The sequence below is a fragment of the Taklimakanibacter deserti genome (genome assembly GCA_003574785.1).
The window spans coordinates 175,311-197,987 of the sequence record QORU01000009.1; the positions used below are offsets into that span (position 1 = coordinate 175,311).

Consider the following 22,677-nt stretch of genomic DNA (forward strand, 5'->3'; position numbering starts at 1 on the left):
GTTATTTTTCACGGGCGAAGCGCAGCTAGTCTTCTCGCTGTCCCATCGGGGAGGAGGAGCAAGCCATGCTCGGTGCCGGCAACACAGCGGTCGCTCTCACCTTCGATTATGACGCGCTGTCGGTCTGGATCGGCATGTTCGGCCAGACATCGCCCACGGCATTGTCGCGTGGCGAATTTTGCGCCGTCGGCGTGCGCCGCATCCTGGAGGTTCTCGAGCGCTACAAGGTGCCGGGCACATTCTATATTCCCGGCCACACGGCCTATGCCTATCCCAAATCGGTCGAAGCCATCGCCGCCGCCGGACATGAGATCGGCCATCACGGCTGGACGCATGAAAGCCCACTCGCCGTCACCGCCGAGCGTGAGCGGTGGATCATGGAGCGCGGCCTCGCGGCGCTCGACAAGGTTGCCGGTGTCAGGCCGAGAGGCTATCGCTCGCCCGCCTGGGACAACAGCCCCAACAGCATCCCGCTGCTGCTCGAATATGGTTTCGACTATGACAGCAGCATGATGGGGTCCGATTTCGAGCCCTATTGGTGCCGCCTCGGCGATGTCGCGAGCCTCGATGAGCCCTTCAAGTTCGGCGCGCCGGTGGACCTCGTGGAGATGCCGGTCTCATGGCATCTCGACGACTTCCTGCAGTTCGAATTTGTGGTCATGGGCAGCGCTGTGCTGCAAGGCGGCCAAACACCGCGCGGCGTGCTCGAAAGCTGGAAGGCTGAATTCGACTATCTCAACGATCGCATCGGCACCGGCATTTTCATTCCGACCATGCATCCGCAAGTGATCGGCCGCGGCCATCGCCTGACCGTGCTCGAAGGGCTCATCGAGCATGTCCTGAGCAAGCCCGGCGGCCGGTTCACGACGGTCGGTGACTATGCCCGTGAGTGGCGGAAGGGGAAGACGCCGTCCCTGCCGCGCGATGCCTGCAGCGCTTGAGCTTCGCGGTCAGGCGTTGAGAAAGCCCTCCAGCACATTCACCGTGTTGATGCCGATTGCCTCGACGGCATAGCCGCCTTCCATCACGAACAAGGTCGGCAGCTTGAACTTGGCGATCGCCGCGCCATAGGTCGAGAAGTCGTCCGAGGTCAGCTTGAAGAAGCTGATCGGATCGTCCTTGAAGGTGTCGACGCCCAGCGACACGACGAGCGCATCGGGCTTGAAGCGCCTGATCTTGGCGGTGGCATCGGCGAGCGCCTTGCCCCAGACATCGTATTTGCTGCCGGGCGGCATCGGGTAGTTGAGGTTGAAGCCTTCGCCCTTGCCCGAACCCTTCTCGTCCTTGTAGCCGAGGAAATAGGGATAGGCGTCTTGCGGCTGGCCATGCAGCGAGCAGAAAAGGACGTCGTCCCTTCCATAGAAGATGTCCTGCGTGCCGTTGCCGTGATGGAAGTCGACATCGAGAATGGCGACGCGCTTGGCGCCGCGATCGAGAAAGCCTTGCGCCGCGATGGCGGCGTTGTTGAGGAAGCAATAGCCGCCATACATGTCGTGATGCGCATGATGGCCGGGCGGCCGGCACAAAGCGAAGGCGGAGCGGGCGCCGGCGCTCACGAGCTTCTGCGCCGTCTGCGCCACGGCGGCCGAGGCCTGAGCCGCCTCCCAGGTGCCGGCGGTGATGCAGGTCTCCATCGAATGACAGTAATAGCCGACCTTGCCGTCGATGAAGCGCGGTTTCTTCCGGCCCATGCCGCGCGCGGCGAAACCCGTCGGAATGATCTCGCCGCGATAACCGGCTGCCGTCCATTCCGACCAGGCGGTCTCGAGGAAGTCGAGGAATTCGCGGTCATGCACCTTGCGCACAGGCTTCCAATCGAGCTTCGCCGGCGCCATGAGGTCGGCCATCTTGCGCCGCTTCAATTCGCGCAAGATGTATTCGACGCGCGAGGGCCGCTCGAAAGGCGTCACGAACTCGCCGCCATAGAGCTCGCCTTGCGGGAAATGCAGCCGGTGATCTTCGGAATAGACGACTTTCATGAATGACCTGCTTTTTGTCCTTGGGGCGATTTTGGTGTAGATTCCGAATCAGGCCAACTCAAGAGGGGATCCGTCATGGAACTCAGTGCGCCTAAGACCATCACCTTCGTGATCGCTCTTATCATCGCGGTGCTTGCCGTCCTCGCCGCCCTCAATGCTTTGACCTTCATCCCGCTCGCCGCCATATGGCTGATGACGATCGCCTTCATCGTGCTGGCGGCAGGCTGCCTGCTCAAGGGAGTGTAGCGATCTCGACGGCGACGCCCGCCGCCTGGAGAGCGCGGGCGAGATCATCCGGCGGCTTCGCATCTGTCACCAGGCAGTCGAGCTGATCGAAGCCGCATACGTTCACGAGGGCGCTGCGCCCGAACTTGCTATGATCGGTGACGACGACGCAGCGCTCGCCACGCGACAAGACGGTAGCGGCGAATTCCGCTTCCGCCAGATTGTAGTCGTTGACGCCGGTCGCGGCATCGAGCGCGCCTGCGGTGATGATTGCGTGGCGGACATTGAAGCGCTCGACGAAGGCGACGGCCGAGTTGCCGAAAGCCGCGCCATTGTCGCCCTGAAGTTCGCCGCCGGCGATATGCACGGTGTTGCCGTTGACGGTCGACAGCGTGCGGGCGATGTCGCAGGAATTGGTGACCACCGTCAGCCCGCGCTTCTGCAAAAGCTCACGCGCCAGATAGCTCGTCGTGGTGCCGGTATCGAGCATGATGCTGTCGCCGTCTTCGATGGCTTGCGCCGCGCGGCGCGCGATCGCGCGTTTGCCGAGAGCATTCTCGCGCATGCGGCGCTCGAAGGGTGCCTCGCCGACGGCATGCGGCAAAGCGGCGGCGCCATGCATCTTCAGGACCTCGCCGCGCTCGGCCAGGAGGCGCAGGTCGCGGCGGATGGTTTCGGCCGAGACCGAGAGCCAGTCCGACAGATCGGCGACCGAGGCCGACATGTGGTCATGCAAGAGGCGACGGATCTCGGCATGGCGGCGAGAGAGGCGATTCATGGTTCCATTTGCCCGATATTGAGCGGATTGACCGTCAATTGGTCATTTCTGGCAAGAAAATTCTCTCAAATCCACAAATTTCCACGGATTTTGTGGTTTGGCATTGACAGTCATGGGCCAGTGCCGTGACACTTGCCGCCAACGGACCACAGCAAAAATCAAAGTCCGTATTGGGAGCCAGGAAGAGGAAGACATCCATGAGCAGATTGCGCGTAACAAGTGCCTTGTTCGGCCTTGCCGCTCTGGCGGCGACGGCGCTCACCCCCATGCCCACATACGCGGTCGAATCGAACGATCCCGTCAAGATCGCCTTGTTCGACTGGACCAGCGTCAATCTCAACGCCAAGATCCTCGGCGGCATTCTCGAGAAGCTCGGCTACACGGTCGAATATCCGACCGCCGATTACCTTTCGAGCCTGACCACCGGCCTCACCAATGGCGACCTCACGGTGGGCGTCGAGTTCTGGGACACGACGGCCGGTGAAGCGATGAAGGCGTCGGACGCAACCGGCCAGACCGAGAAGCTCGGCGCGCTCGGGCCCAAGGCCAAGGAAGAGTGGTGGTATCCGATCTATATGAAGGAGAAATGCCCGGGGCTCCCCAATTGGGAAGCGCTCAAGGATCCGAAATGCGCGGAAGCCTTCTCGACGCCGGAGACGGCGCCCAAGGGCCGCTATCTCGGCGGACCGGTGACCTGGGAAGGTTTCGACGACGAGCGTGTCGAGGCGCTGGGCCTGCCGTTCACCGTCATCCACGCCGGCACCGATGCCGCGATGTTCGCCGAGCTCGATTCGGCCTATCAGCGCAAAGGGCCGATCATGCTGTGGATCTATTCGCCACATTGGGCGCCGGCAAAATATGAAGGAGAGTGGATCCAGTTCCCGGAATACACGCCCGAATGCTACACGGATCCGAAATGGGGCGGCAATCCCGACAAGGCGCATGATTGCGGCAAGCCGCATGGCGAGATCTGGAAATATGCCTGGTCCGGCATGAAGGACAAATGGCCGATCGCCTACAAAGTCGCCAAGGCCTATCAGATCGAGGCGGAAGAGCTCAACAAGCTCTCGGGCGAGGTCGATCTCGCCGGCAAGTCGATCGATGAGGTCGCGGCCGCCTGGATCGCCGCCAATGAGGCCAAGTGGAAGGCTTGGGCGCAGTAGAGGCCAGGGCGTTCTCCACGAATTCCCCTTCTCCCGCGCGCAGCGTGGGAGAAGGTGGCCGAAGGCCGGATGAGGGCTCTTTCGCGAAATGCATTCTAATCTGAACAAATATTTCTTGCCGAGACAAAGAGCCCTCACCCGCCCTTCGGGCACCCTCTCCCATTGCTTCGCAACGGGAGAGGGGGAAAGCTAGCGAAAGCTTGGACACGGAACGAGTTTCGATGACCGATGCGAAGCGGCCGGTGAAGCTGTCTTGCCGCAATCTTTGGAAAGTCTTCGGCGGCAGCGCGGAAGACTTCATGCGCCGGCACAAGGGCGATGCTTCCGCCGAGGCTTTGGCTGAGGCCAGGCTCATCGGCGCGGTGCGCCGGGCCAGCATCGATGTGCATGAAGGCGAGATCTTCATCGTCATGGGCCTTTCGGGCTCCGGCAAATCGACATTGCTGCGCTGCCTGTCGCGTCTGATCGAGCCAACCTATGGCGAAGTCGAATTCGATGGCCGCGATCTCCTCAAGGCCAGCGAAGCTGAGCTGATCGAGATCCGCCGCCACAAGATGGGCATGGTGTTCCAGCATTTCGCGCTCCTGCCGCATCTGACCGTGCTCGAGAATGTCGCCTTCCCGCTCTCGGTCCAGGGTGTGCCCAAGGCGCAGCAGACGAAACGCGCCAAGGCGATGGTCGATCTCGTCGGCCTCAAGGGCCGCGAGCATCACTATCCGCGCGAACTCTCGGGTGGCCAGCAGCAGCGCGTCGGCATCGCGCGCTCGCTCGCGGTCGAGCCCGAGATCTGGTTCCTGGACGAGCCGTTCTCGGCGCTCGATCCCCTGATCCGGCGCGAAATGCAATCGGAGCTCATGCGGCTCCAGAACGTGCTCAAGAAGACCATCGTCTTCATCACCCATGATTTCGACGAGGCGATCAGGCTCGCCGACCGCATCGCCATCATGAAGGACGGCGAGATCATCCAGATCGGCGCGCCGGAAGAACTGGTGCTCAATCCGGCGACCGATTATGTGGCGGAATTCACCCGCGACGTGAACCGCGCCAAGGTCATGTCGGCGCAAAGCCTGATGACGCGCGGCAAGACGCATCAGCATCACGCCGGCAAGGTCGAGGCCAAGGCGAAGATCGAGACCTTCGCCGCCGACATCGTGGCGGCCAAGGCGCCCTTCGCGGTGGTCGACGGCAAGGGCGATCTTTTGGGCGAGATCGCGCCGCAAGCGGTGATCGATCTCCTGGCGGGGCGCAAGGCGAAAGAGCTGCGGCCATGACCGATGTCGCGCTCGAGCATAAGGAAGGGCAACTCGGCGCGCTGCCGGGCTGGCGCGCCGCGCTGATCCTGCTCGCGGCCGTCATCGTCGCCTTCACCGTCGCCTGGATCGTGCCCGGCGGCACCGACTATCCGCAAGCCGCGGTCATCCCCTTCACCGACTGGGTGAATGCCATCATGGGGTGGATCAAGGCGACCTTCATCTGGTTGACCCGCGGCCTCGCCGATCTCATCAACATTCCGCTGCAGCTTGCCATCGGCTTCCTCGCCAAAGGCTACCGGATCAACTGGGGCGACGGCTTCATCACCTTGCCGCGCTTCTCCTGGGTCGGCCTTTGCGCGGTCGCCGGCTTGATCGGCTACCGTTTCGGCGGGCTCAAGCTCGCTTTGCTGAGCGGCCTCAGCTTCCTCGCCATCGCGCTCTTCCGGCAATGGGACAGCGCCATGCTGACGCTGGCCCTGATCCTGGTCTGCGTGCCGATCTGCGTCGCGACCGGGCTCCTCATCGGCATCTGGGGCTATCTCAATCCGTGGATCAACCGCATCGTGATCACGCCGCTGCTCGATCTGATGCAGACGATCCCGACCTTCGCCTATCTCATTCCCATGCTGCTGCTCTTCGGCAACAGCCCGGTCTCGGCCCTTCTCGCCACCGGTCTCTTCGCCACGCCACCCATGGTGCGCGCAACCGTGCTCGGCCTCGCCAAGGTGCCGCAGGACATCAAGGACTTCGCCGACATGGCGGGTTGCACGAAGCTGCAGAAACTATGGCGCGTGCTGGTGCCGAGCGCCAAGCCGTCGCTCATGCTGGGCGTCAACCAGGTCATCATGCTGGCGCTCAACATGGTGATCATCTCCTCGATGATCGGGGCAGGCGGGCTCGGCTATGACGTGCTGCTCGCTCTGCGGGCCCTCAAAGTGGGGCAGGCGATGGAAGCGGGTCTCGCCATCGTCATCCTCGCCATCGTTCTCGACCGGGTGAGCCAGGCGGCGGCCGCGCAGCGGCCGGAGCAGGAGGCCGTGGCCAGGCCCTGGCATGAACGACACCGCGATTTCATCACCATCCTCGCCTTGCTGCTTCTGACGACATTGGCCGGTCTCGTCTTGCCCGCCTTCGACAAGGTGCCGACCGAGATCACCGTGACGACGGCCCCCGCCTGGAAGGCGGCGGTCGACTGGGTGACGGTCAATTATTTCGACGTCATCGAGATCGTCCGCACCACCTTCCTCATCTATGTCCTCAACCCTTTGCGCGCGTTTTTCGAAGGACTGCCCTGGCTTGGCGTCGTCCTGCTGCTCGGCTTCGCGGGCTTCCGCCTGGGCGCGCTGCCGCTGGCGCTCATCGTCGCCGCCCTCGCCGCCTTCTGCGCCGCGACCGGCCTCTGGGTGCAGACCATGGCGACGCTCTATCTGTGCGGTGTCGCGGCCTTCATCGCTGCCCTCATCGGCATACCGATCGGCGTCTGGGCCTCGCGCTCCAGGCGGGTGGAAAAGATCGTGACGCCCATCATCGACACGCTGCAGACCATTCCCTCCTTCTGCTTCATCATCCCTGTCGTAATGCTGTTCCGGGTCGGCGACGTGACGGCGCTGATCGCCACCGTCGCCTTCGCCATCGTGCCCGCCATCCGCTACACCAATCACGGCATAAGGCAGGTGCCGCATGAGTTGATCGAGGCCGGCGTCGCCGCAGGCTGCACCAAGCGGCAGCTCTTCTGGCGCGTGCAATTGCCGGTGGCGATGCCGGAGATCATGCTCGGGATCAACCAGACGATCCTGCTGTCGCTCAGCATGATCGTCATCTGCGCCATGATCGGCACGCGCGATCTCGGCCAGGAAGTGTTCAAGGCGCTGTCCAAGGCCGATGCCGGCAAGGGCATCGTCGCCGGCCTCGCCATCGCCTTCATCGGCATCATCGCCGACCGGCTGATCACCGCCTGGGTCGAGCGCATGAAGGCCAGGCGCGGCCTCGCATGAGCAATTCTGCGGAACAGCGCGTGCGCAATCTCGCCTGCTGGCAGGGCGCCGTGACGCTCGAACCGCTCAAGGGCGGCTTGAGCAATGCGAGCTTCATCGTCTCGGACGCGAAAGGCAAATATGTCGCGAGGGTCGGCGAAGATTTTCCCTGTCATCATGTCTTCCGCGACCGCGAGGCGCGCGCCAGCCGGGCCGCGCATGCAGCGGGCCTCTCACCAGAGGTTGTCCATGCCGAGCCCGGGCTCATGGTGGTGCGCTTCATCGAAGCCAAAACCTTCTCGGAAGAAAATGTGCGCGACAATCTCGAGCGCTGCGCCGAGCTCTTGAAGACATGCCATCGCGACATGAAGCGCCGGGTCACCGGCCCCGCCTCGATCTTCTGGGTCTTCCATGTGCTGCGGGATTACGGAAATACGCTAAAGGAGGGCGGCCACGCGCGTGTCGGCGATATACCGCGCTGGCTCGCGCAGATCGATGCGTTGGAAGACGCGCAAATCCCGCTGCCTGTCGTCTTCGGCCATCACGACCTTCTCCCCGGCAATTTCATGGATGACGGACGGCGGCTGTGGCTCATCGACTGGGAATATGGCGGCTTCGGCACCGCCATGTTCGACCTCGCCAATATCTCGGCCAACAACTCCTTCGACGAGAGGCAGGAGCGCCGGCTGCTCGAAATCTATTTCGAGAAAGCCCCGGACGAGGCGACGCAGCGCGCCTTCGACGCGATGAAGACGGCGTCGGCCTTGCGCGAGGCGACATGGGGCATGGTCTCGGAGCTGCACCTCAATGCGCCGGGCGTCGATTATGTGGCGCATGCCAATGAGTATCTCGGCCGCTATGAGCGGGCGCTCAAGACCTTCCAGGACCGTTACGGAGCATCATGACCATCTCGCTACCCAGCCACGCCGGGACCATCGTCATCGGCGGCGGCATCATCGGCTGCTCGACCGCCTATCATCTGGCGCGCGATCACAAAGCGGATGTCATCCTCATCGAGCAGAACAAGCTCACCTCCGGCTCGACCTGGCATGCAGCGGGGCTCGTCGGGCAGCTGCGCTCGTCGGCCTCGATCACGCAAGTGCTCAAATATTCGGTCGAGCTCTACAAGAACCTCGCCAAGGAGACCGGCCTCGAAACTGGCTGGAAGATGACGGGCTGCCTGAGGCTCGCCTGCAACGAGGACCGCTGGATCGAATATAAGCGCCTCGCTACCACCGCGCAGAGCTTCGGTATGGAGATGCACCTCCTTTCACCGTATGAGGTCAAGGCGATGTGGCCCTTGATGGAGGTCTCCGATCTCGTCGGCGCGAGCTTCTTAGCCACGGACGGCCAGGCGAGCCCTTCCGATATCACCCAGTCGCTCGCCAAGGGTGCGCGCATGCATGGCGCCAAGCTTTTCGAAGGGGTCAGGGTCGAGGGTTTCGACATCGACAAGGGCCGGGTCACGGCGGTCAGGACCAATCACGGCCGCATCGCCTGCGAGAAGGTGGTGAATTGCGGCGGGCAATGGGCGCGCCAGCTCGGCGCTCTCGCGGGCGTCAGCGTGCCGCTGCAGCCGGTCAAGCATCAATATATCATCACCGAGAAGGTTACGGGGCTTTCGACCGACATCGCCACCATTCGTGATCCCGACCGGCGCACCTATTTCAAGGAAGAGGTCGGCGGGCTGGTGATGGGGGGCTATGAGCCCGATCCCATCAGCTGGACGCTCGATGACGTGCCCTCCGACTTCGAGTTCCAGCTCTTCGAGGACGACTGGGATCATTTCGAGCAGCATATGACGCAGGCGCTGGCCCGCGTGCCGGCGCTCGAGACGACCGGCATCAAGAAGATGATCAACGGGCCGGAAAGTTTCACGCCCGACGGCAACTTCATCCTGGGGGCAGCGCCCGAGCTCGCCAATTATTATGTCGGCGCCGGCTTCAACGCCTTCGGCATAGCGAGCGGCGGCGGAGCTGGTTGGGTGCTGGCGCAATGGGTCGCCTCAGGCGAAGCCCCCATGGATCTCTGGGTCGTCGACATAAGGCGCTTCTCCGAACTGCATAAGGACCGCAACTGGGTGAATGAGCGCACGCTCGAAGCCTATGGCAAGCACTACACGATCGGCTTCCCGCATGAGGAATATCAGAGCGTAAGACCGCGGATCGTTTCCCCGCTCTATGAGCGGCTCAAAGGTCTCAATGCCTGCTTCGGCTCGAAGCTCGGCTGGGAAAGGCCGAACTGGTTTGCACCCAAAGGCGTGGAGCCGAAGGACCTCTATTCCATGGGACGGCAGAACTGGTTCGATGCGGTGGGCCAGGAGCACAAAGCGGTGCGCGAGCGCGTCGGCGTGTTCGATCAGTCCTCCTTCGCCAAATATGAGCTTAAAGGCGCGGATGCGGCCGAGGCCCTGTCGTGGATTTGCGCCAATGACGTCACCCGCCCGGCCGGGCGCCTGACCTATACGCAGATGCTCAATTCGCGCGGCGGCATCGAATGCGACCTCACCGTCGCGCGCCTGGCCGACGATCATTTCTATATCGTCACCGGCACCGGCTTCCGCACCCATGATCTCGCCTGGATCAGGGACCATATCAAGCCTGGCCTCGATGCCCGGATCGAGGATGTTACGGAAGGCTGGGGCACGCTCTCGGTGATGGGGCCCAAGTCACGCGAGGTGATCGCGGGCGTCACCCAAGCCGACATGTCGAACCAGGCCTTCCCCTTCGGCCATGTGCGCGAGATCGAGATCGCCGGCCACAGGCTGCGGGCGCTGCGCGTCACTTATGTGGGTGAGCTCGGCTGGGAATTGCACATGCCGATCGGCGCCACCGGCGATGTGTTCGACGCGCTGATGCAAGCGGGCGCGCCGCAGGCCATCGCGCCCGCGGGCTATCGCGCTTTGGAAGCGCTCAGGCTCGAGAAAGGCTATCGCGCCTGGGGCTCCGACATCACGCCCAATGACAATCCGTTCCAGGCCGGGCTCGGCTGGGCGGTGAAGCTCAAGTCGAATATCGCCTTCCTCGGGCGCGAAGCCTGCGCCAAGGCCGCCGCCTCGCCTTTGCCGAAAAAGCTCGCGGGCTTCACCACCGATGATCCTTCCATTGTGCTCCTCGGCCGCGAGACCATTCTGCGCAACGGCCGCCAGGTCGGTTATCTCACCAGCGGCGGCTATGGCTACACGGTCGGCAAGCCGATCGGCTTCGGCTATGTGCGCGACGGCGACGGCGTCGATGATGCCTATCTCGGCCAAGGAACCTATGAGCTCGTGGTCGCGAAGGACGTGGTCAAGGCGCAGGTGCATCTCGAACCGCTGTATGACTCGGCAAATGCGCGCGTAAAGTCCTGATACACTTCTCCATCGGAGCTTTCCGTTCTCAGGCCCGCGCGTGATACAAGGCACGTCATGAGCCAGGACCCCAAGCTGTTGCGCCGTCTGCTGCGCGCGAAGGACCGGATGGACGCCGCCTCGCAGGAGGAATGGCCCGTCAGGCGGTTGGCGCGCGTGAGCGGCGTCTCCGAGGCCCATTTCGCGCGATCGTTCAAGAAGGCCTTCGGCGTGCCGCCGCACCGCTATCTGCTCACCCGCCGGCTGGAGCGGGCCAAGGCGCTGCTGCGCGATACGGATCTCGCCATCACCGAGATCGCGTTCCAGACCGGCTGGAACAGTCTGGGGACCTTTGGACGCGTATTCCGTGACGTCACCGGCGAGAGCCCAGGTGAGCTCCGGCTACGTGAGAAGGCGGCTCCGCACGAGCTCAAGCGGGTGCCGGGCTGCTTCACCAGCGCCGCCCATCGGCCCGACCTCAAGATCGCAGTTTTGGAGAAGCGGCGGCAGGAGGCGGACGATATAAGCGGCCCCGAAAAAACGGAGGTCCCATGAGTCAAGGTATCGAGGTCGTTGGTCTTTATGTTCGCGATCAGGACGAAGCGGTCGCGTTCTATGTCGAAAAGCTCGGATTCCGCATCCATACCGATGCGCGCAACGGCGATTACCGCTGGCTCACGGTGCAGCATCCGGACCAGCCCTCCTTCCAGCTCGGCCTGTTCATGCCGCAGTCACCCATGGTCGACGCCGCGACGGCGCAGACCCTGCGCGAGGCCGTGGCGAAGGGCGCCATGCCGCCGCTCGTGCTCGTCGTCGACGACTGCCGCGCCGCCTATGAGCGGATGCACGCCCGCGGCGTGGAATTCACCCAGGAACCGGTCGAGCGCTACGGTTCCGTGGATGCCGGCTTCCGCGATCCGTCGGGCAACGGGTGGAAGATGATCGAGGCGCGGCGAGGGTAGGGCGTGATGAGTTTAGTCCGCCTCACAACCCTCACCCCTGAGGTGCCCGCCGTAGGCGGGCCTCGAAGGGTGGCAAGCGGCAAGACCGTCGTTCCTGGGTCATGCTTCGAGGCTCGCTACGCTCGCACCTCAGCATGAGGATGTTTCGGCGGGCCGACTCTTTTTCCAGTCATCACGCTCTAATTTTCCAGCCCGCCGCCGAGCTTCACGATGGTGGTGATGCCGTCGGCCTCGGGTTCGGCGACATAGGCATTGTCGGGCGTCGAGAAGCGGATGAGCGACTTCTTCGTCGCATCGACGAAGACGATCTGCCAATCCTCATAGAGGCGCCAGGCCGCCACATCGTTCATCACCGGAAAAACCTGGCCGCAATCGGGATCGACATCGACCACGAAGCCGCCGATCGTCGTCTCGCGGCTGAGCGTTACCCTGCAGGTCTTGCTGCTATCGACATTCTGGATCGACCAGTCGCCCAGGAAATCGTCCAGCATCGCCGGGTCGACCGCCTCGAGATCCATGAGCGCCTGCGCCGCGGCCGGGCTCGCGCCGAGCAAAACCAGAAAGCCCAAAACCCTGATCGTCCGCATGGCAGCCGTTCCCTCAATCGAGGGAAAGATCAACCTTTTCCCGACTTTCCGTCAAGGCGCGATCGAGAAGGGCGCCCGACTGCAATTCGGCGATCAAGGGCGCGATATCGAAGATCGCATCGCCCTCCCGCCCGATCGGCAGCATATCGCTTAGACTCTCGACGGCCGGGCGGATGCCTCTGCCCAGATCGGCCGTGCCGAGGCGCCGGCGCTTCATCGCCCAGACCGCGATCATCAGCTCGAGGCCGGCGATCTTCCAGCCGGCGTCGATGACCCGCATCAGATCATGCACGGCATGAAGGGCGTGGCTCGCCGTGTCCTCCACGCCATCGGCGACCTGGCCCACGGAATTGAGCAGGCTGGGTCGGGCCCAGATCTTCACCGAGGTGACGAGGGATGCGGTGATATGGCCGAGATTGAGGAACTGAACGCCGCCGACGGCGCCTCCTTCCTCGGCAAGGCCGGTGGGCAGGCCGGTGAAGGCCGGCCATTGCTGCTTGTGGACGCGCTCGCCGGCGAGATCGCACATCTTGCCCAAAGCCTGGCGCAGATGGTCGGCGGCCAAGGTGAGACGCGTCGTATCCATATTGCCGTTCGATACGGCGTCCGCCGTCTCGCGGTCGATGATCGGATTGTCGTTGACCGAGTTCAGCTCGGAATTCCAGACCTTTGCCGTCTCGGCGAAGACCTCCGCCGCCGCGCCATGGACTTGCGACACGCAACGGAAGGAGAGAGGATCCTGCAACAGGCGCGGCTCGCCTTTGTTCCACAGGCGGCTGTCACTCAGGAAATGGCGCAGACGCTGTGCCGCGCGGCGCTGGCCCTCGCGCTTATGGGCGCGGTTCGCCGCCTCCGAGATCGAGCCCAGATTGCCGCGGAAGCCTTCCAGCGCTGCCGCCGCAGCGAGATCGAAGGCCGCGAGCAGGCGCTCGGCGGAAGCAAGTGCCATCGCCCCTTGCGCCAGCGAGATGGCATTGTTGTTGATGAGCGAAAGCGTTTCCTTGGGACGAGGAAGCCCGAGCTTCTTCGCTTCCGGACGGTTGAGCAGCCAATGCGCCAATTGCGCATTGGGCACGAGATCGGAAGCGCCAACCGAGCCCGAGCCGTCGATCTCCGGCATCTTGTCGCCATTGATCGCGGCGACGAGCAATTCGACCAGCTCCGGCGACACGCCGGACAGGCCATTGGCGAATTGGTTGGCGAGAAAGATCATGGCGCCGCGCACGGCTTCGGGCGGCAAGGTCGGCCCCGGCACGCGCGTCGCATGGGCGGCGACGAGCCTCGCATTGTAGGCGGCGGCCGATGCCGGATCGACCGCGAAATCCTTCTGGGAGCCGACGCCCGTGGTGATGCCATAGGCCGGCCGGTTCTCCTTAAGGATCGTCTCGACGATCCCGCGCGAGGCGGCGATTGCCGCGAAGGCTTGGGGTGCCAAGGAGACGGGAAGCTTGCCCGCCGCCGCTTTCGCCATGTCGCGGAAGTCGAGATCGTGCCCGGTGATGACCAGGGACGCCGTGTGCCGTGTCATCGCCGTCCTCAGATTCCAATGCCCAGCGACGGCAGCTTGAGACCCTGTTCCTTGGCGCAGTCGATGGCGATATCATAGCCGGCATCGGCGTGGCGCATGACACCGGTGCCCGGATCGTTCCACAGCACGCGCTCGAGGCGGCGGGCCGCGTCGTCCGTGCCGTCGCAGACGATCACCATGCCCGAATGCTGCGAAAAGCCCATGCCGACGCCGCCGCCATGATGCAGCGACACCCAGGTGGCGCCGCTCGCGGTGTTGAGCAGCGCATTGAGGAGCGGCCAGTCGGAAACGGCATCGGAGCCGTCCAGCATCGCCTCGGTCTCGCGATTGGGGGAAGCCACCGAGCCCGAATCGAGATGGTCGCGGCCGATCACGATCGGCGCGTCGAGCTCGCCCTTCTTCACCATCTCGTTGAAGGCGAGGCCCAGACGATGGCGCTGGCCGAGGCCGACCCAGCAGATGCGGGCGGGGAGGCCCTGGAAGGCGATGCGCTCCTTGGCCATGTCGAGCCAGTTGTGGAGATGCGGATCGTCGGGGATCAGCTCCTTCACGCGCTGGTCGGTCTTGTAGATATCTGCAGGGTTGCCGGAGAGCGCTGCCCAGCGGAAGGGGCCGATGCCGCGGCAGAAGAGCGGGCGGATATAGGCCGGGACGAAGCCCGGGAAGGCGAAGGCGTCCTTGAGGCCCATATCGAGAGCGACCTGGCGAATGTTGTTGCCGTAATCGAGGGTCGGCACGCCGGCCTTGTGGAAAGCGAGCATCGCCTCGACATGGTCGCGCATGGATTTCTTCGCGGCGGCTTCGACCGCCTTGGGATCGGTGGCGCGCTTGGCTTCCCATTCGGCGATCGTCCAGCCGGCAGGCAGATAACCGTTGACGGGATCATGCGCCGAGGTCTGGTCGGTAACCGCGTCGGGCCGGATGCCGCGCTTGACGAGATCGGGCAGGATCTCAGCCGCGTTGCCGAGCACGCCGACCGAGATCGGTTTGCCCTGCCTGTGCGACTGCTCGATCATCGCGAGCGCCTCGTCGACTGTCGCCGCTTTGGCGTCGAGATATCGGGTCTTGAGCCGCATCTCGATGCGCGACGGCTGGCATTCGATGGCGATCATCGAGGCCCCCGCCATGGTGGCGGCGAGCGGCTGGGCGCCGCCCATGCCGCCGAGTCCCGCGGTCAGGAACCATTTGCCCTTGAGCTTGCCGTCATAATGCTTGCGGCCGACCTCGGCGAAGGTCTCATAGGTGCCCTGAACGATGCCTTGTGTGCCGATATAGATCCACGAGCCCGCCGTCATCTGGCCGTACATCATGAGGCCCTTGCGGTCGAGCTCGTTGAAATGGTTCCAGTCGGCCCAATGCGGCACGAGATTGGAATTGGCGATGAGGACGCGCGGCGCATCCTTGTGGGTGCGGAAGATGCCGACCGGCTTGCCCGATTGCACCAGCAGCGTCTCGTCTTCCTCGAGCGAGCGCAGGGAGGCGACGATACGGTCGAAGGCTTCCCAGTTGCGCGCCGCGCGGCCGATGCCGCCATAGACGACGAGCTCCTCGGGACGTTCGGCGACGCCCGGATCGAGATTGTTCATCAGCATGCGCATCGGCGCCTCGGTGAGCCAGCTCTTGGCGCTGATCTCGGGGCCGATCGGGGATTTGATGACGCGAGTATTGTCGCGGCGCGTATTCATCTCTTGAAAACTCCTACTGGCTCAGCGTTCCTGAGGGTGACGTCTTGTAGCGGCTGTAAAGGGCGTAGCGGCTGGCGGGATAGATAAGGGTCGCGACCGTCACGACATGGCCGCGGCTCCAGCTCCTGCGATGCAAAGCGAGGCAGGGCTCGTCCTCGCCGATATCGAGCAAGGCGCACTGCTCAGGGCTCGGCATGATCGCTTCGACCGTATGCTCGAGCTCATCGACCGGCTGGTGAGCGATCAGATAGGCGGTCGGCGTGATCTTTGCAAAATCCTGATCGTTGAACTGGGGCGCGGTGAAGGGATTGACATGGCGCTCCTCGAGCTGCACCGGCACGCCATTCTCGGTATGCACCATCACCAGGTAGAAGAGCCTTGCGGGGTGCTTCATCTCGAACTGCTCGGCAAGCGCCGGTGTCGCCTCGACCGTCTGCCGCTTCTTGATATGGGCGGCATAGGCATGGCCGCGCTGGGCGATCTCTTCGGCGATATTGCGCAATTCGAGCAGGCTCGAGCGCGCCGGCGGCTCTTTCACGAAGGTGCCGACCCCCGGCACGCGCGACAGGAAACCATCGGCGGTGAGCTCGCGCAACGCCCGGTTGGCGGTCATGCGCGAGATGCTGAAATGCTCGACGAGCTCGTTCTCGGACGGCACGCGCGTGCCCGGCGTCCAGGCGCCGGAGCGGATATGCTCGAGGATATGCTCCTTGACCTTGGCATAAAGCGGCGCGGTCATCCGATCTGGCCCCTGACGATGGCGCCGTCGCGGATCACCGCGGCGCAAGGATTTAGACCTAAGGGGTAGGCCAGGTCGCCCGGCCGCTCGGCATTCCACAGAACGAGATCGGCCTTGAGGCCAGGGGCGATCCGCCCGCGATCCTTCAGGCCCAGAGCCAGCGCTGCATTCGCCGTGACACCGCGCAACGCCTCTTCGGGAGTCAGGCCGAAGAGGACGCAAGCCATGTTCATGGTTGTGAGGAGCGAATGGACAGGCGAGGAGCCCGGATTGAGATCGGTCGCGATCGCAATCGGCACCTTGTGCTTGCGCAAGGCGGCGACGGGTGGGTGCTGCTTCTCTTTGAGGTAATAGAAGGCGCCGGGCAGAAGCACCGCGACCGTTCGCGAGCGGGCAATGGCCTCAACGCCGTCCTCGTCCAGATATTCGATATGATCGACGGAGAGCGCATCATATCTGGCGGCGAGCTTGGCGCCACCCAGATTGGAGAGCTGCTCGGCATGGAGCTTTATCGGAAGTCCAAGCTTCTTCGCCGCGGCGAAGACCTTCTCCGTCTCGGCGACGGAAAAGGCGATGCCTTCGCAGAAGGCATCGACGGCATCGGCGAGCTTCGCTTCCGCGATGGCCGGCAAGGCCTTGGCACAGACGAGATCGACATAGGCCGCGTGATCGTCGCGATATTCAGCCGGGAAGGTGTGGGCGCCGAGATAGCTCGTGACCACATCGACGAAATGCGTCTCGCCGAGCTTGCGCGCCACCTTCAGCATTTTCATCTCGGTCTCGACATCGAGCCCATAGCCCGATTTGATCTCGATCGTGGTCACGCCTTCACGGAGCAGGCTTTCGAGCCGCACAGAGGCCGACTGGACAAGCTCGTCTTCCGCTGCCTCGCGCGTGGCGCGCACGGTCGAGAGGATGCCGCCGCCGGCCTTGGCGATGTCGGCATAGGCGGCGCCATTGAGACGCATCTCGAATTCATTGGCGCGGTTGCCGCCATAGACGAGATGCGTGTGGCAGTCGATCAGGCCGGGGGTCAGAAGCCGCCCGCCGCAATCGACCGCTTTGCCGGTCTTCTCGCGGGGCGCATCCTGGCGCGGCCCGGCCCAGGCGATCCGGCCGTCTTCCACGAGGACCGCACCGTCCGCGATCAGTCCATAGGGCTGGACGCCGGTCATGGTCGCGAGCTTCACATGAGAAAAAAGCATCAAAGCCACTTGTATAAGGTTGTATATACAGTATAGTGAAAAGATGGAACAGCGCAAGTTGAAATTCGCCTCGGCCCTCCTTCCCACCGGCTGGGCGTCGGACGTCACCCTCACCCTCGGGCCCCAGGGGATGATCGAGAAGGTCGAGGCCCAAAGCGCCGACAAGACCGTCAAGGCCCTGAAAGGCATCGCCATTCCGGCGGTGCCGAATGTCCATTCGCATGCCCATCAGCGCCTCATGGCGGGGCTCGCCGAAGTGGCGGGGCCTGGGGCCGATTCCTTCTGGACCTGGCGCGAAGTGATGTATGGCTTTGCCCTCAAGCTAGGCCCCGATGACCTTCAAGCGGTCGCGACACAGCTTTATGTCGAGATGCTGAAAAGCGGCTCGACGGTCGTCGGCGAATTCCAGTATCTGCATCACCAGCCGGACGGCACGCCCTATCAGGAGCCGGCCGAGCTCACTCTACGCTGCCTCAAGGCTGCCGAAGAGGCGGGTATCGCCATCACCTTGCTGCCGACGCTTTATGCCTATGGCGGTTTCGGCGGCCAGCCGCCGGTGACGGGACAGCGCCGCTTCATCAACGATTCGAGTCGCTACCTTAAAATTCTCGAAAGCCTCGACAAAGCCAGCAAGGCCAATCCGCAGTCGAGGCTCGGCATCTCGCCGCATTCGCTGCGAGCCGTGACCAAAGGGCTTCTCACCGAGGTGATCGCCGGTCTCGATCGCATGGGGCGAACATCGGCGCCCATCCATATCCATGTCGCCGAGCAGACCAAGGAAGTCGATGACTGCCTCGCCTGGTCGGGCGGCAAACGCCCGGTCGAGTATCTCCTCGACAATTTCAGCTTGTCGAGCCGCTGGTGCGGCATCCATGCCACCCACATGACGGCGGACGAGACGCAACGAATGGCAAAGGCCGGCATGATCGCCGGTCTCTGCCCCACGACCGAAGCCAATCTCGGCGATGGCATCTTCCCGGCCGACAGTTTCCTGAAAGCCAAGGGCGCCATCGCCATCGGCTCGGACAGCCATATCAGCGTGAGCCCGGCCGAAGACCTGCGCCAGCTCGAATATTCGCAGCGTCTGCGCGACCGCACCCGCAATGCGCTGGCAGCGGGCCCTGGCCAATCGACGGGCCGCACGCTGCTCGATCTGGCGCTCAAGGGCGGCGCCAAATCGATGACGCAGCCGGTCGGCGCCCTGGCGCCCGGCTTCCGCGCCGATATCGCCGTCCTCGATGACGAGCATCCGGCCCTCATCGGACGGTCGGAAGATTCAGCGCTCGATTCCTGGATATTCTCCGGCGGCAATGCATGCGTGCGCGACGTCTTCGTTGCCGGCCAGCACGTGGTCGAAGATCGCCGCCATATCAAGGAAGAGGCAATCTTCAAAAATTTCCGCGCCGCGGTGAAGCGGCTTACTGACTGAGGCAATCGATGACCATCCCAATCGGCGACAGTCCGCTCACTCTCGATCATATCCGCAAGGCGCTGGCCGGGCCGATCACGATCGAGCTCACCCCAAAGGCGCGCGCCCAGATCGCGCGCAGTGCCGAAACGGTGACGCGGCTCCTCGCCACCGGTGACGCGATCTATGGCGTCAATACCGGCTTCGGCAAGCTCGCCAAGCAGCGGATCGCTGCGCCCGATCTCTCGGCGCTGCAGCTCAATATTGTGCGCTCGCATGCGGCGGGCGTCGGCGCGCCGCTCGATCAAGCCATCGTGCGCACCATCCTCCTGCTCAAGATCAACGCGCTCTCGCAAGGCGCTTCCGGCATCAGCGTCCAGGCGATGGATACGCTGGCAAAGCTCCTCAACCAGGACATCCTGCCAGTGATCCCGGGGCAGGGATCGGTCGGCGCCTCGGGCGATCTGGCGCCGCTCGCCCATCTGAGCCTCGTGCTCATCGGCGAAGGCGAGGCCTTCGTCAAAGGCAAACGCGTTTCCGGCCGCGAGGCGCTTCGGGCAGCGGGCTTGGGCCCCGTACCGCTCGGGCCCAAGGAGGGCCTGGCGCTCCTCAACGGCACGCAGGTCTCGACCGCGCTCGCCCTTTCCGGCCTCATCGCCGCCGAGCGCAATGCCGCGTGCGAAATCCTCGCCGGCGCGCTCTCGGTCGATGCCGTCATGGGATCGGACACGCCCTTCGATCCGCGCATCCATGCCTTGCGGCCGCATCCCGGCCAGCAGCTCGCGGCCAAGCACTATCGCCGCCTGATGGAAGGAAGCCGCATCCGTGCCTCGCATGTGACGGGCGATGACCGGGTGCAGGATCCCTATTCCTTCCGCTGCCAGCCGCAAGTGATGGGGGCGGCGCTCGATCTCCTCAGCAATGCCGCGAAGACGCTCGTCATCGAGGCCAATGGTGTCTCCGATAATCCGCTGGTCTTTGCCGAGGACGGCGCGGTGTTGTCGGGCGGCAATTTCCACGCCGAGCCCGTCGCCTTCGCCGCCGATATCATCGCCATGGCCGTCGCCGAAATGGGCTCGATTAGCGAGAGGCGCATCGCCGCTTTGATCGACCCGACGATCTCGCTCCTGCCGCCCTTTCTCATCCGCAATCCGGGCCTGAATTCCGGCTTCATGATCCCGCAATGCACCGCCGCGGCACTGATGAGCGAGAACAAGCAGCTCGCCCATCCGGCGAGCGTCGACAGCGTGCCGACCTCGGCCAATCAGGAAGACCATGTCAGCATGGCGACTCATGGCGCGCGCAGGCTTTCCCTCATGAATGCCAATCTCGCCCGCATCATCGCCATCGAGCTGCTCGCCGCTGCCGAAGGCATCGACTTCCGCAGGCCCCTTACCTCGTCGCAACCGCTCGAGGAAACCTTCAAGCTCATCCGCGGCAAGGCCGCGGCGCGCGAAACCGACCGCGAATTCGCCACCGACATCGAAGGCATCGCCGCTATGGTCGAGACGGGGAGCTTCGCGGGCTTCGTGCCGGGTCTGCTGAACGATCTCGGTGTTGCATAGGGGCATACTGTCGTCGCCAGCGCGACAGCAGCGCCCGCAACCGGCTCGCCGCTTTGCGCAGGGCGGCCTTGCGCAGGCGGTTGGCGCGCCGGACATAGAATTGCTGGTCGATTGAGCCGTCCGGCCGTCGCATTTCGAAACCGAGTTCGCTCACCGCATTGATCTCCTACGCTGAGGGCCCACAAAGCGTAAGCAAATGCGCTTAAATCCGCTTGATCGGAGGCTTGCCTTATCCTTGCCTCTCGCTTGTCTTTGCTTGCCATTCGCCCGTTCCATGCGGATAGCAGCCTGTGATAGAAGCGCGCATGCGCTACAAGTTCGGGCAATGCGAATTGACGCCGGCAGCCCGCGAACTCGTCGTGGCGGGCGGACTGCGTCCGGTCGAGCCGCAGGTCTTCGACCTGCTGCATCATCTGGTGAAGGAACACGACCGGGTGGTCTCGACCGACGAGCTGATCAATGTCATCTGGAACGGCCGGATCGTTTCGGAATCCGCCATCAATTCCCGCATCAGCGCCGCCCGCTCCGCCATCGGCGATGACGGCCAGCGCCAGGAATGGATCAAGACCGTGCGCGGCCGCGGCTTCCGCTTCATCGGCGCCGTGACCGCCGTCACACCGGCCGCCGGCGAAGCGCCGGAGAGCAGCACCGCGGGCCGCCAGCGCATCGGCTTCTGCCGCTCCGCCGATGAGACCCGTATCGCCTATGCCACGATGGGAAGCGGCTATCCCATGGTGAAGGCCGGTCACTGGCTCACCCATCTCGAGCACGACATGCGCAATCCCATCTGGCGGCCCTTCCTCGACGAGCTCAGCCGGCGTTTTCACCTGGTGCGCTATGACCAGCGCGGCAATGGTCTCTCGGACTGGGACGTCACCGACTTCACCCTCGATCGCTTCGTCGATGATCTCGAAGCGGTGGTGGATTCAGCCGGCATCGATCGTTTCGCCCTCTATGGCATGTCGCAGGGCGTGCCCATCGCCATCGCCTATATCCGCCGTCATCCCGAGCGCGTGAGCCATCTGATCCTGCAAGGCGGCTATGAGAAGGGCCGGCTCGTCCGCTCGGCTGCCGAGCGCGAGCAGGCCGAGGCCATCATCACCCTGATCCGGCATGGCTGGGGCAAGCGCGACAGCGCCTTCATCGATGCGTTCACCACCATGTATATTCCGGGCGGCGACCGCGAGCAGATCGACTCCGTCGCCGACCTGCAGAGACACTCGACCTCGGCGGCGAACGCCGCGGCGCTGCGCGCGGCGGTCGATCATTTCGATGTGAGTGCCCTCACCGACAAGGTGCGGGTCCCGACGCTCGTGATGCATTCGCGCGATGACGGCGTCCAGCCTCTCGATCAGGCCCGCCAGATCGCGTCGCGTATCCCCGCGGCCGAGTTCGTCCTGCTCGAAAGCCGCAATCACGTCATCCTGCCGCAGGAACCGGCCTGGCGGGTCATGTTCAGCGAGATCGAGCGGTTCGTGCTCGGGACCTGATCAGTTTTTCCGCTCCAAAAACGTCAACAGCACATCATTGAAATAGTCCGGCCGTTGCAGCGGCGCAAAGTGGCTGACGCCCGCAAGCCGGATCAGCTCGGCGCCGGGAATGCTGCGAGCGAGGTATTCGGCATGTTCCGGCGTGATGAACTCGTCATGCTCGCTGTGCACGATCGCTACGGGAACCCGGATCCGGGCCAGGTCATGCGCCGAATAATGGGGTTCGGTCTGCATCATCAGGCTCACCGCATCGACGAATGAATCGAACCGGTCCGGCGTCACCGAAAGCCGCGCATAATCCTTGGCGTGCCGGCCGAAGCAGCGATCGATGACAGGCGTCGGCACGAATTCCCTGGTGCCGCTCGGATCCATGTTGCAGCCGAAGAAGAAAACACCCGCGACGCGATGCGGAGACCTCATGGCCAGGACGAGAGCGATGCAGGCGCCGTCGCTCCAGCCGATGAAGGCTGCCTTGTCGAGATCGAGCGCATCCATCACCGCGAGCACATCGGAGGCCATCAGCTCATAGGTAAAGGGACGATCATCGCGCGTCGATCGGCCGTGACCGCGGCTGTCGATGAGAATGACGCGATGGCCTGCGTCCAACAAAGCGGGAAGCTGATAGGTCCAATTGCCGCTATGGCCCAGGCCGCCATGCAACAGGATCACCGGAGCGCCTTCGGCATAGCTCGCATGCCAGATGCGGGCACCTTCATGCTCGACATGGCCTTCTCTATCGGCGGGCGGCAGGGCCGGCGCACCGTCACTGGCGAAACGGATGAGATCGTCGTCGTGAGGCTGCATTGCGT

General features: G+C 63.8%; 20 protein-coding genes. 12 read left to right on the forward strand and 8 right to left on the reverse strand.

Going from position 1 to position 22,677, the window contains the following annotated elements:
- The first annotated feature begins 65 nt into the window (after positions 1-65).
- The gene (locus tag DS839_RS20080; RefSeq protein ID WP_119272243.1) at positions 66-941 is read left to right on the forward strand and encodes a polysaccharide deacetylase family protein; all 876 of its coding nucleotides are present in this window, start codon (positions 66-68) and stop codon (positions 939-941) included.
- Between the two features lie 9 nt (positions 942-950).
- On the opposite strand, the gene DS839_RS20085 is transcribed toward DS839_RS20080, so the two are convergent.
- Complete coding sequence (locus DS839_RS20085; RefSeq protein ID WP_119272244.1) at positions 951-1,979, reverse strand: histone deacetylase family protein; 1,029 nt, start codon at positions 1,977-1,979, stop codon at positions 951-953.
- Between the two features lie 75 nt (positions 1,980-2,054).
- On the opposite strand from DS839_RS20085, the gene DS839_RS36590 reads away from it, so the two are divergent.
- Positions 2,055-2,225, forward strand: a complete 171-nt coding sequence (locus DS839_RS36590; protein ID WP_162918684.1) for a hypothetical protein — start codon at positions 2,055-2,057, stop codon at positions 2,223-2,225.
- On the opposite strand, the gene DS839_RS20090 is transcribed toward DS839_RS36590, so the two are convergent.
- Positions 2,212-2,982 (reverse strand): DeoR/GlpR family DNA-binding transcription regulator, encoded by a 771-nt coding sequence (locus DS839_RS20090; protein ID WP_119272245.1) that lies wholly within the window; start codon positions 2,980-2,982, stop codon positions 2,212-2,214. The genes DS839_RS36590 and DS839_RS20090 overlap by 14 nt on opposite strands.
- 197 nt (positions 2,983-3,179) lie before the next feature.
- Between DS839_RS20090 and DS839_RS20095 the strand changes: the two genes are divergently transcribed.
- From DS839_RS20095 to DS839_RS20125, 7 genes are all read left to right on the forward strand, one after another.
- Positions 3,180-4,145 carry an ABC transporter substrate-binding protein gene (locus DS839_RS20095; protein ID WP_119272246.1) on the forward strand — a complete coding sequence of 322 codons (966 nt, stop codon included), beginning with the start codon at positions 3,180-3,182 and terminating at the stop codon, positions 4,143-4,145.
- Between the two features lie 221 nt (positions 4,146-4,366).
- The gene (locus tag DS839_RS20100; RefSeq protein WP_119272247.1) at positions 4,367-5,416 is read left to right on the forward strand and encodes a quaternary amine ABC transporter ATP-binding protein; all 1,050 of its coding nucleotides are present in this window, start codon (positions 4,367-4,369) and stop codon (positions 5,414-5,416) included.
- Positions 5,413-7,392: an ABC transporter permease gene (locus DS839_RS20105; RefSeq protein ID WP_119272248.1), complete on the forward strand. Its 1,980-nt coding sequence runs from the start codon at positions 5,413-5,415 to the stop codon at positions 7,390-7,392. Before DS839_RS20100 ends, DS839_RS20105 begins: the two co-directional genes overlap by 4 nt.
- Entirely contained in the window at positions 7,389-8,276 is an 888-nt protein-coding gene (locus tag DS839_RS20110) for a phosphotransferase (protein ID WP_119272249.1), read from the forward strand. The genes DS839_RS20105 and DS839_RS20110 overlap by 4 nt, the downstream gene beginning before the upstream one ends.
- Positions 8,277-8,278: 2 nt before the next feature.
- The gene (locus tag DS839_RS20115) at positions 8,279-10,720 is read left to right on the forward strand and encodes a GcvT family protein (RefSeq protein ID WP_119272394.1); all 2,442 of its coding nucleotides are present in this window, start codon (positions 8,279-8,281) and stop codon (positions 10,718-10,720) included.
- A gap of 57 nt (positions 10,721-10,777) precedes the next feature.
- Positions 10,778-11,254, forward strand: a complete 477-nt coding sequence (locus DS839_RS20120) for a helix-turn-helix transcriptional regulator (protein WP_119272250.1) — start codon at positions 10,778-10,780, stop codon at positions 11,252-11,254.
- Positions 11,251-11,661: a VOC family protein gene (locus DS839_RS20125; protein WP_119272251.1), complete on the forward strand. Its 411-nt coding sequence runs from the start codon at positions 11,251-11,253 to the stop codon at positions 11,659-11,661. The genes DS839_RS20120 and DS839_RS20125 overlap by 4 nt, the downstream gene beginning before the upstream one ends.
- A gap of 179 nt (positions 11,662-11,840) precedes the next feature.
- Here DS839_RS20125 and DS839_RS20130 read toward each other — a convergent pair whose 3' ends face one another.
- Genes DS839_RS20130 through hutI form a run of 5 tightly spaced genes read right to left on the reverse strand, consistent with a single transcriptional unit; the run spans position 11,841 to position 17,405 of the window.
- Complete coding sequence (locus DS839_RS20130) at positions 11,841-12,248, reverse strand: AprI/Inh family metalloprotease inhibitor (RefSeq protein ID WP_119272252.1); 408 nt, start codon at positions 12,246-12,248, stop codon at positions 11,841-11,843.
- 13 nt (positions 12,249-12,261) lie between these two features.
- Entirely contained in the window at positions 12,262-13,776 is a 1,515-nt protein-coding gene (locus tag DS839_RS20135) for an aromatic amino acid lyase (RefSeq protein WP_119272253.1), read from the reverse strand.
- A gap of 8 nt (positions 13,777-13,784) precedes the next feature.
- Positions 13,785-15,461 carry a urocanate hydratase gene (hutU, locus tag DS839_RS20140; protein WP_119272254.1) on the reverse strand — a complete coding sequence of 559 codons (1,677 nt, stop codon included), beginning with the start codon at positions 15,459-15,461 and terminating at the stop codon, positions 13,785-13,787.
- Between the two features lie 13 nt (positions 15,462-15,474).
- Entirely contained in the window at positions 15,475-16,200 is a 726-nt protein-coding gene (gene hutC, locus DS839_RS20145) for a histidine utilization transcriptional repressor HutC (RefSeq protein ID WP_119272255.1), read from the reverse strand.
- Complete coding sequence (gene hutI, locus DS839_RS20150) at positions 16,197-17,405, reverse strand: imidazolonepropionase (RefSeq protein ID WP_119272256.1); 1,209 nt, start codon at positions 17,403-17,405, stop codon at positions 16,197-16,199. The genes hutC and hutI overlap by 4 nt, the downstream gene beginning before the upstream one ends.
- A 43-nt stretch (positions 17,406-17,448) precedes the next feature.
- Here hutI and DS839_RS20155 point away from each other — a divergent pair, with 43 nt between their 5' ends.
- From DS839_RS20155 to DS839_RS20165, 3 genes are all read left to right on the forward strand, one after another.
- On the forward strand, positions 17,449-18,834 hold the full coding sequence (locus DS839_RS20155) for a formimidoylglutamate deiminase (protein ID WP_119272257.1): 1,386 nt from the start codon (positions 17,449-17,451) through the stop codon (positions 18,832-18,834).
- An 8-nt stretch (positions 18,835-18,842) separates the two neighbouring features.
- Positions 18,843-20,378, forward strand: coding sequence for a histidine ammonia-lyase (gene hutH, locus DS839_RS20160; protein WP_119272258.1), 1,536 nt, complete (start codon positions 18,843-18,845; stop codon positions 20,376-20,378).
- A gap of 305 nt (positions 20,379-20,683) precedes the next feature.
- Positions 20,684-21,868, forward strand: a complete 1,185-nt coding sequence (locus tag DS839_RS20165; protein ID WP_119272259.1) for an alpha/beta hydrolase — start codon at positions 20,684-20,686, stop codon at positions 21,866-21,868.
- Here the strand turns inward: DS839_RS20165 and DS839_RS20170 are convergent, their stop codons facing one another.
- Positions 21,869-22,672, reverse strand: a complete 804-nt coding sequence (locus DS839_RS20170) for an alpha/beta fold hydrolase (protein ID WP_119272260.1) — start codon at positions 22,670-22,672, stop codon at positions 21,869-21,871.
- Positions 22,673-22,677: the final 5 nt, after the last annotated feature.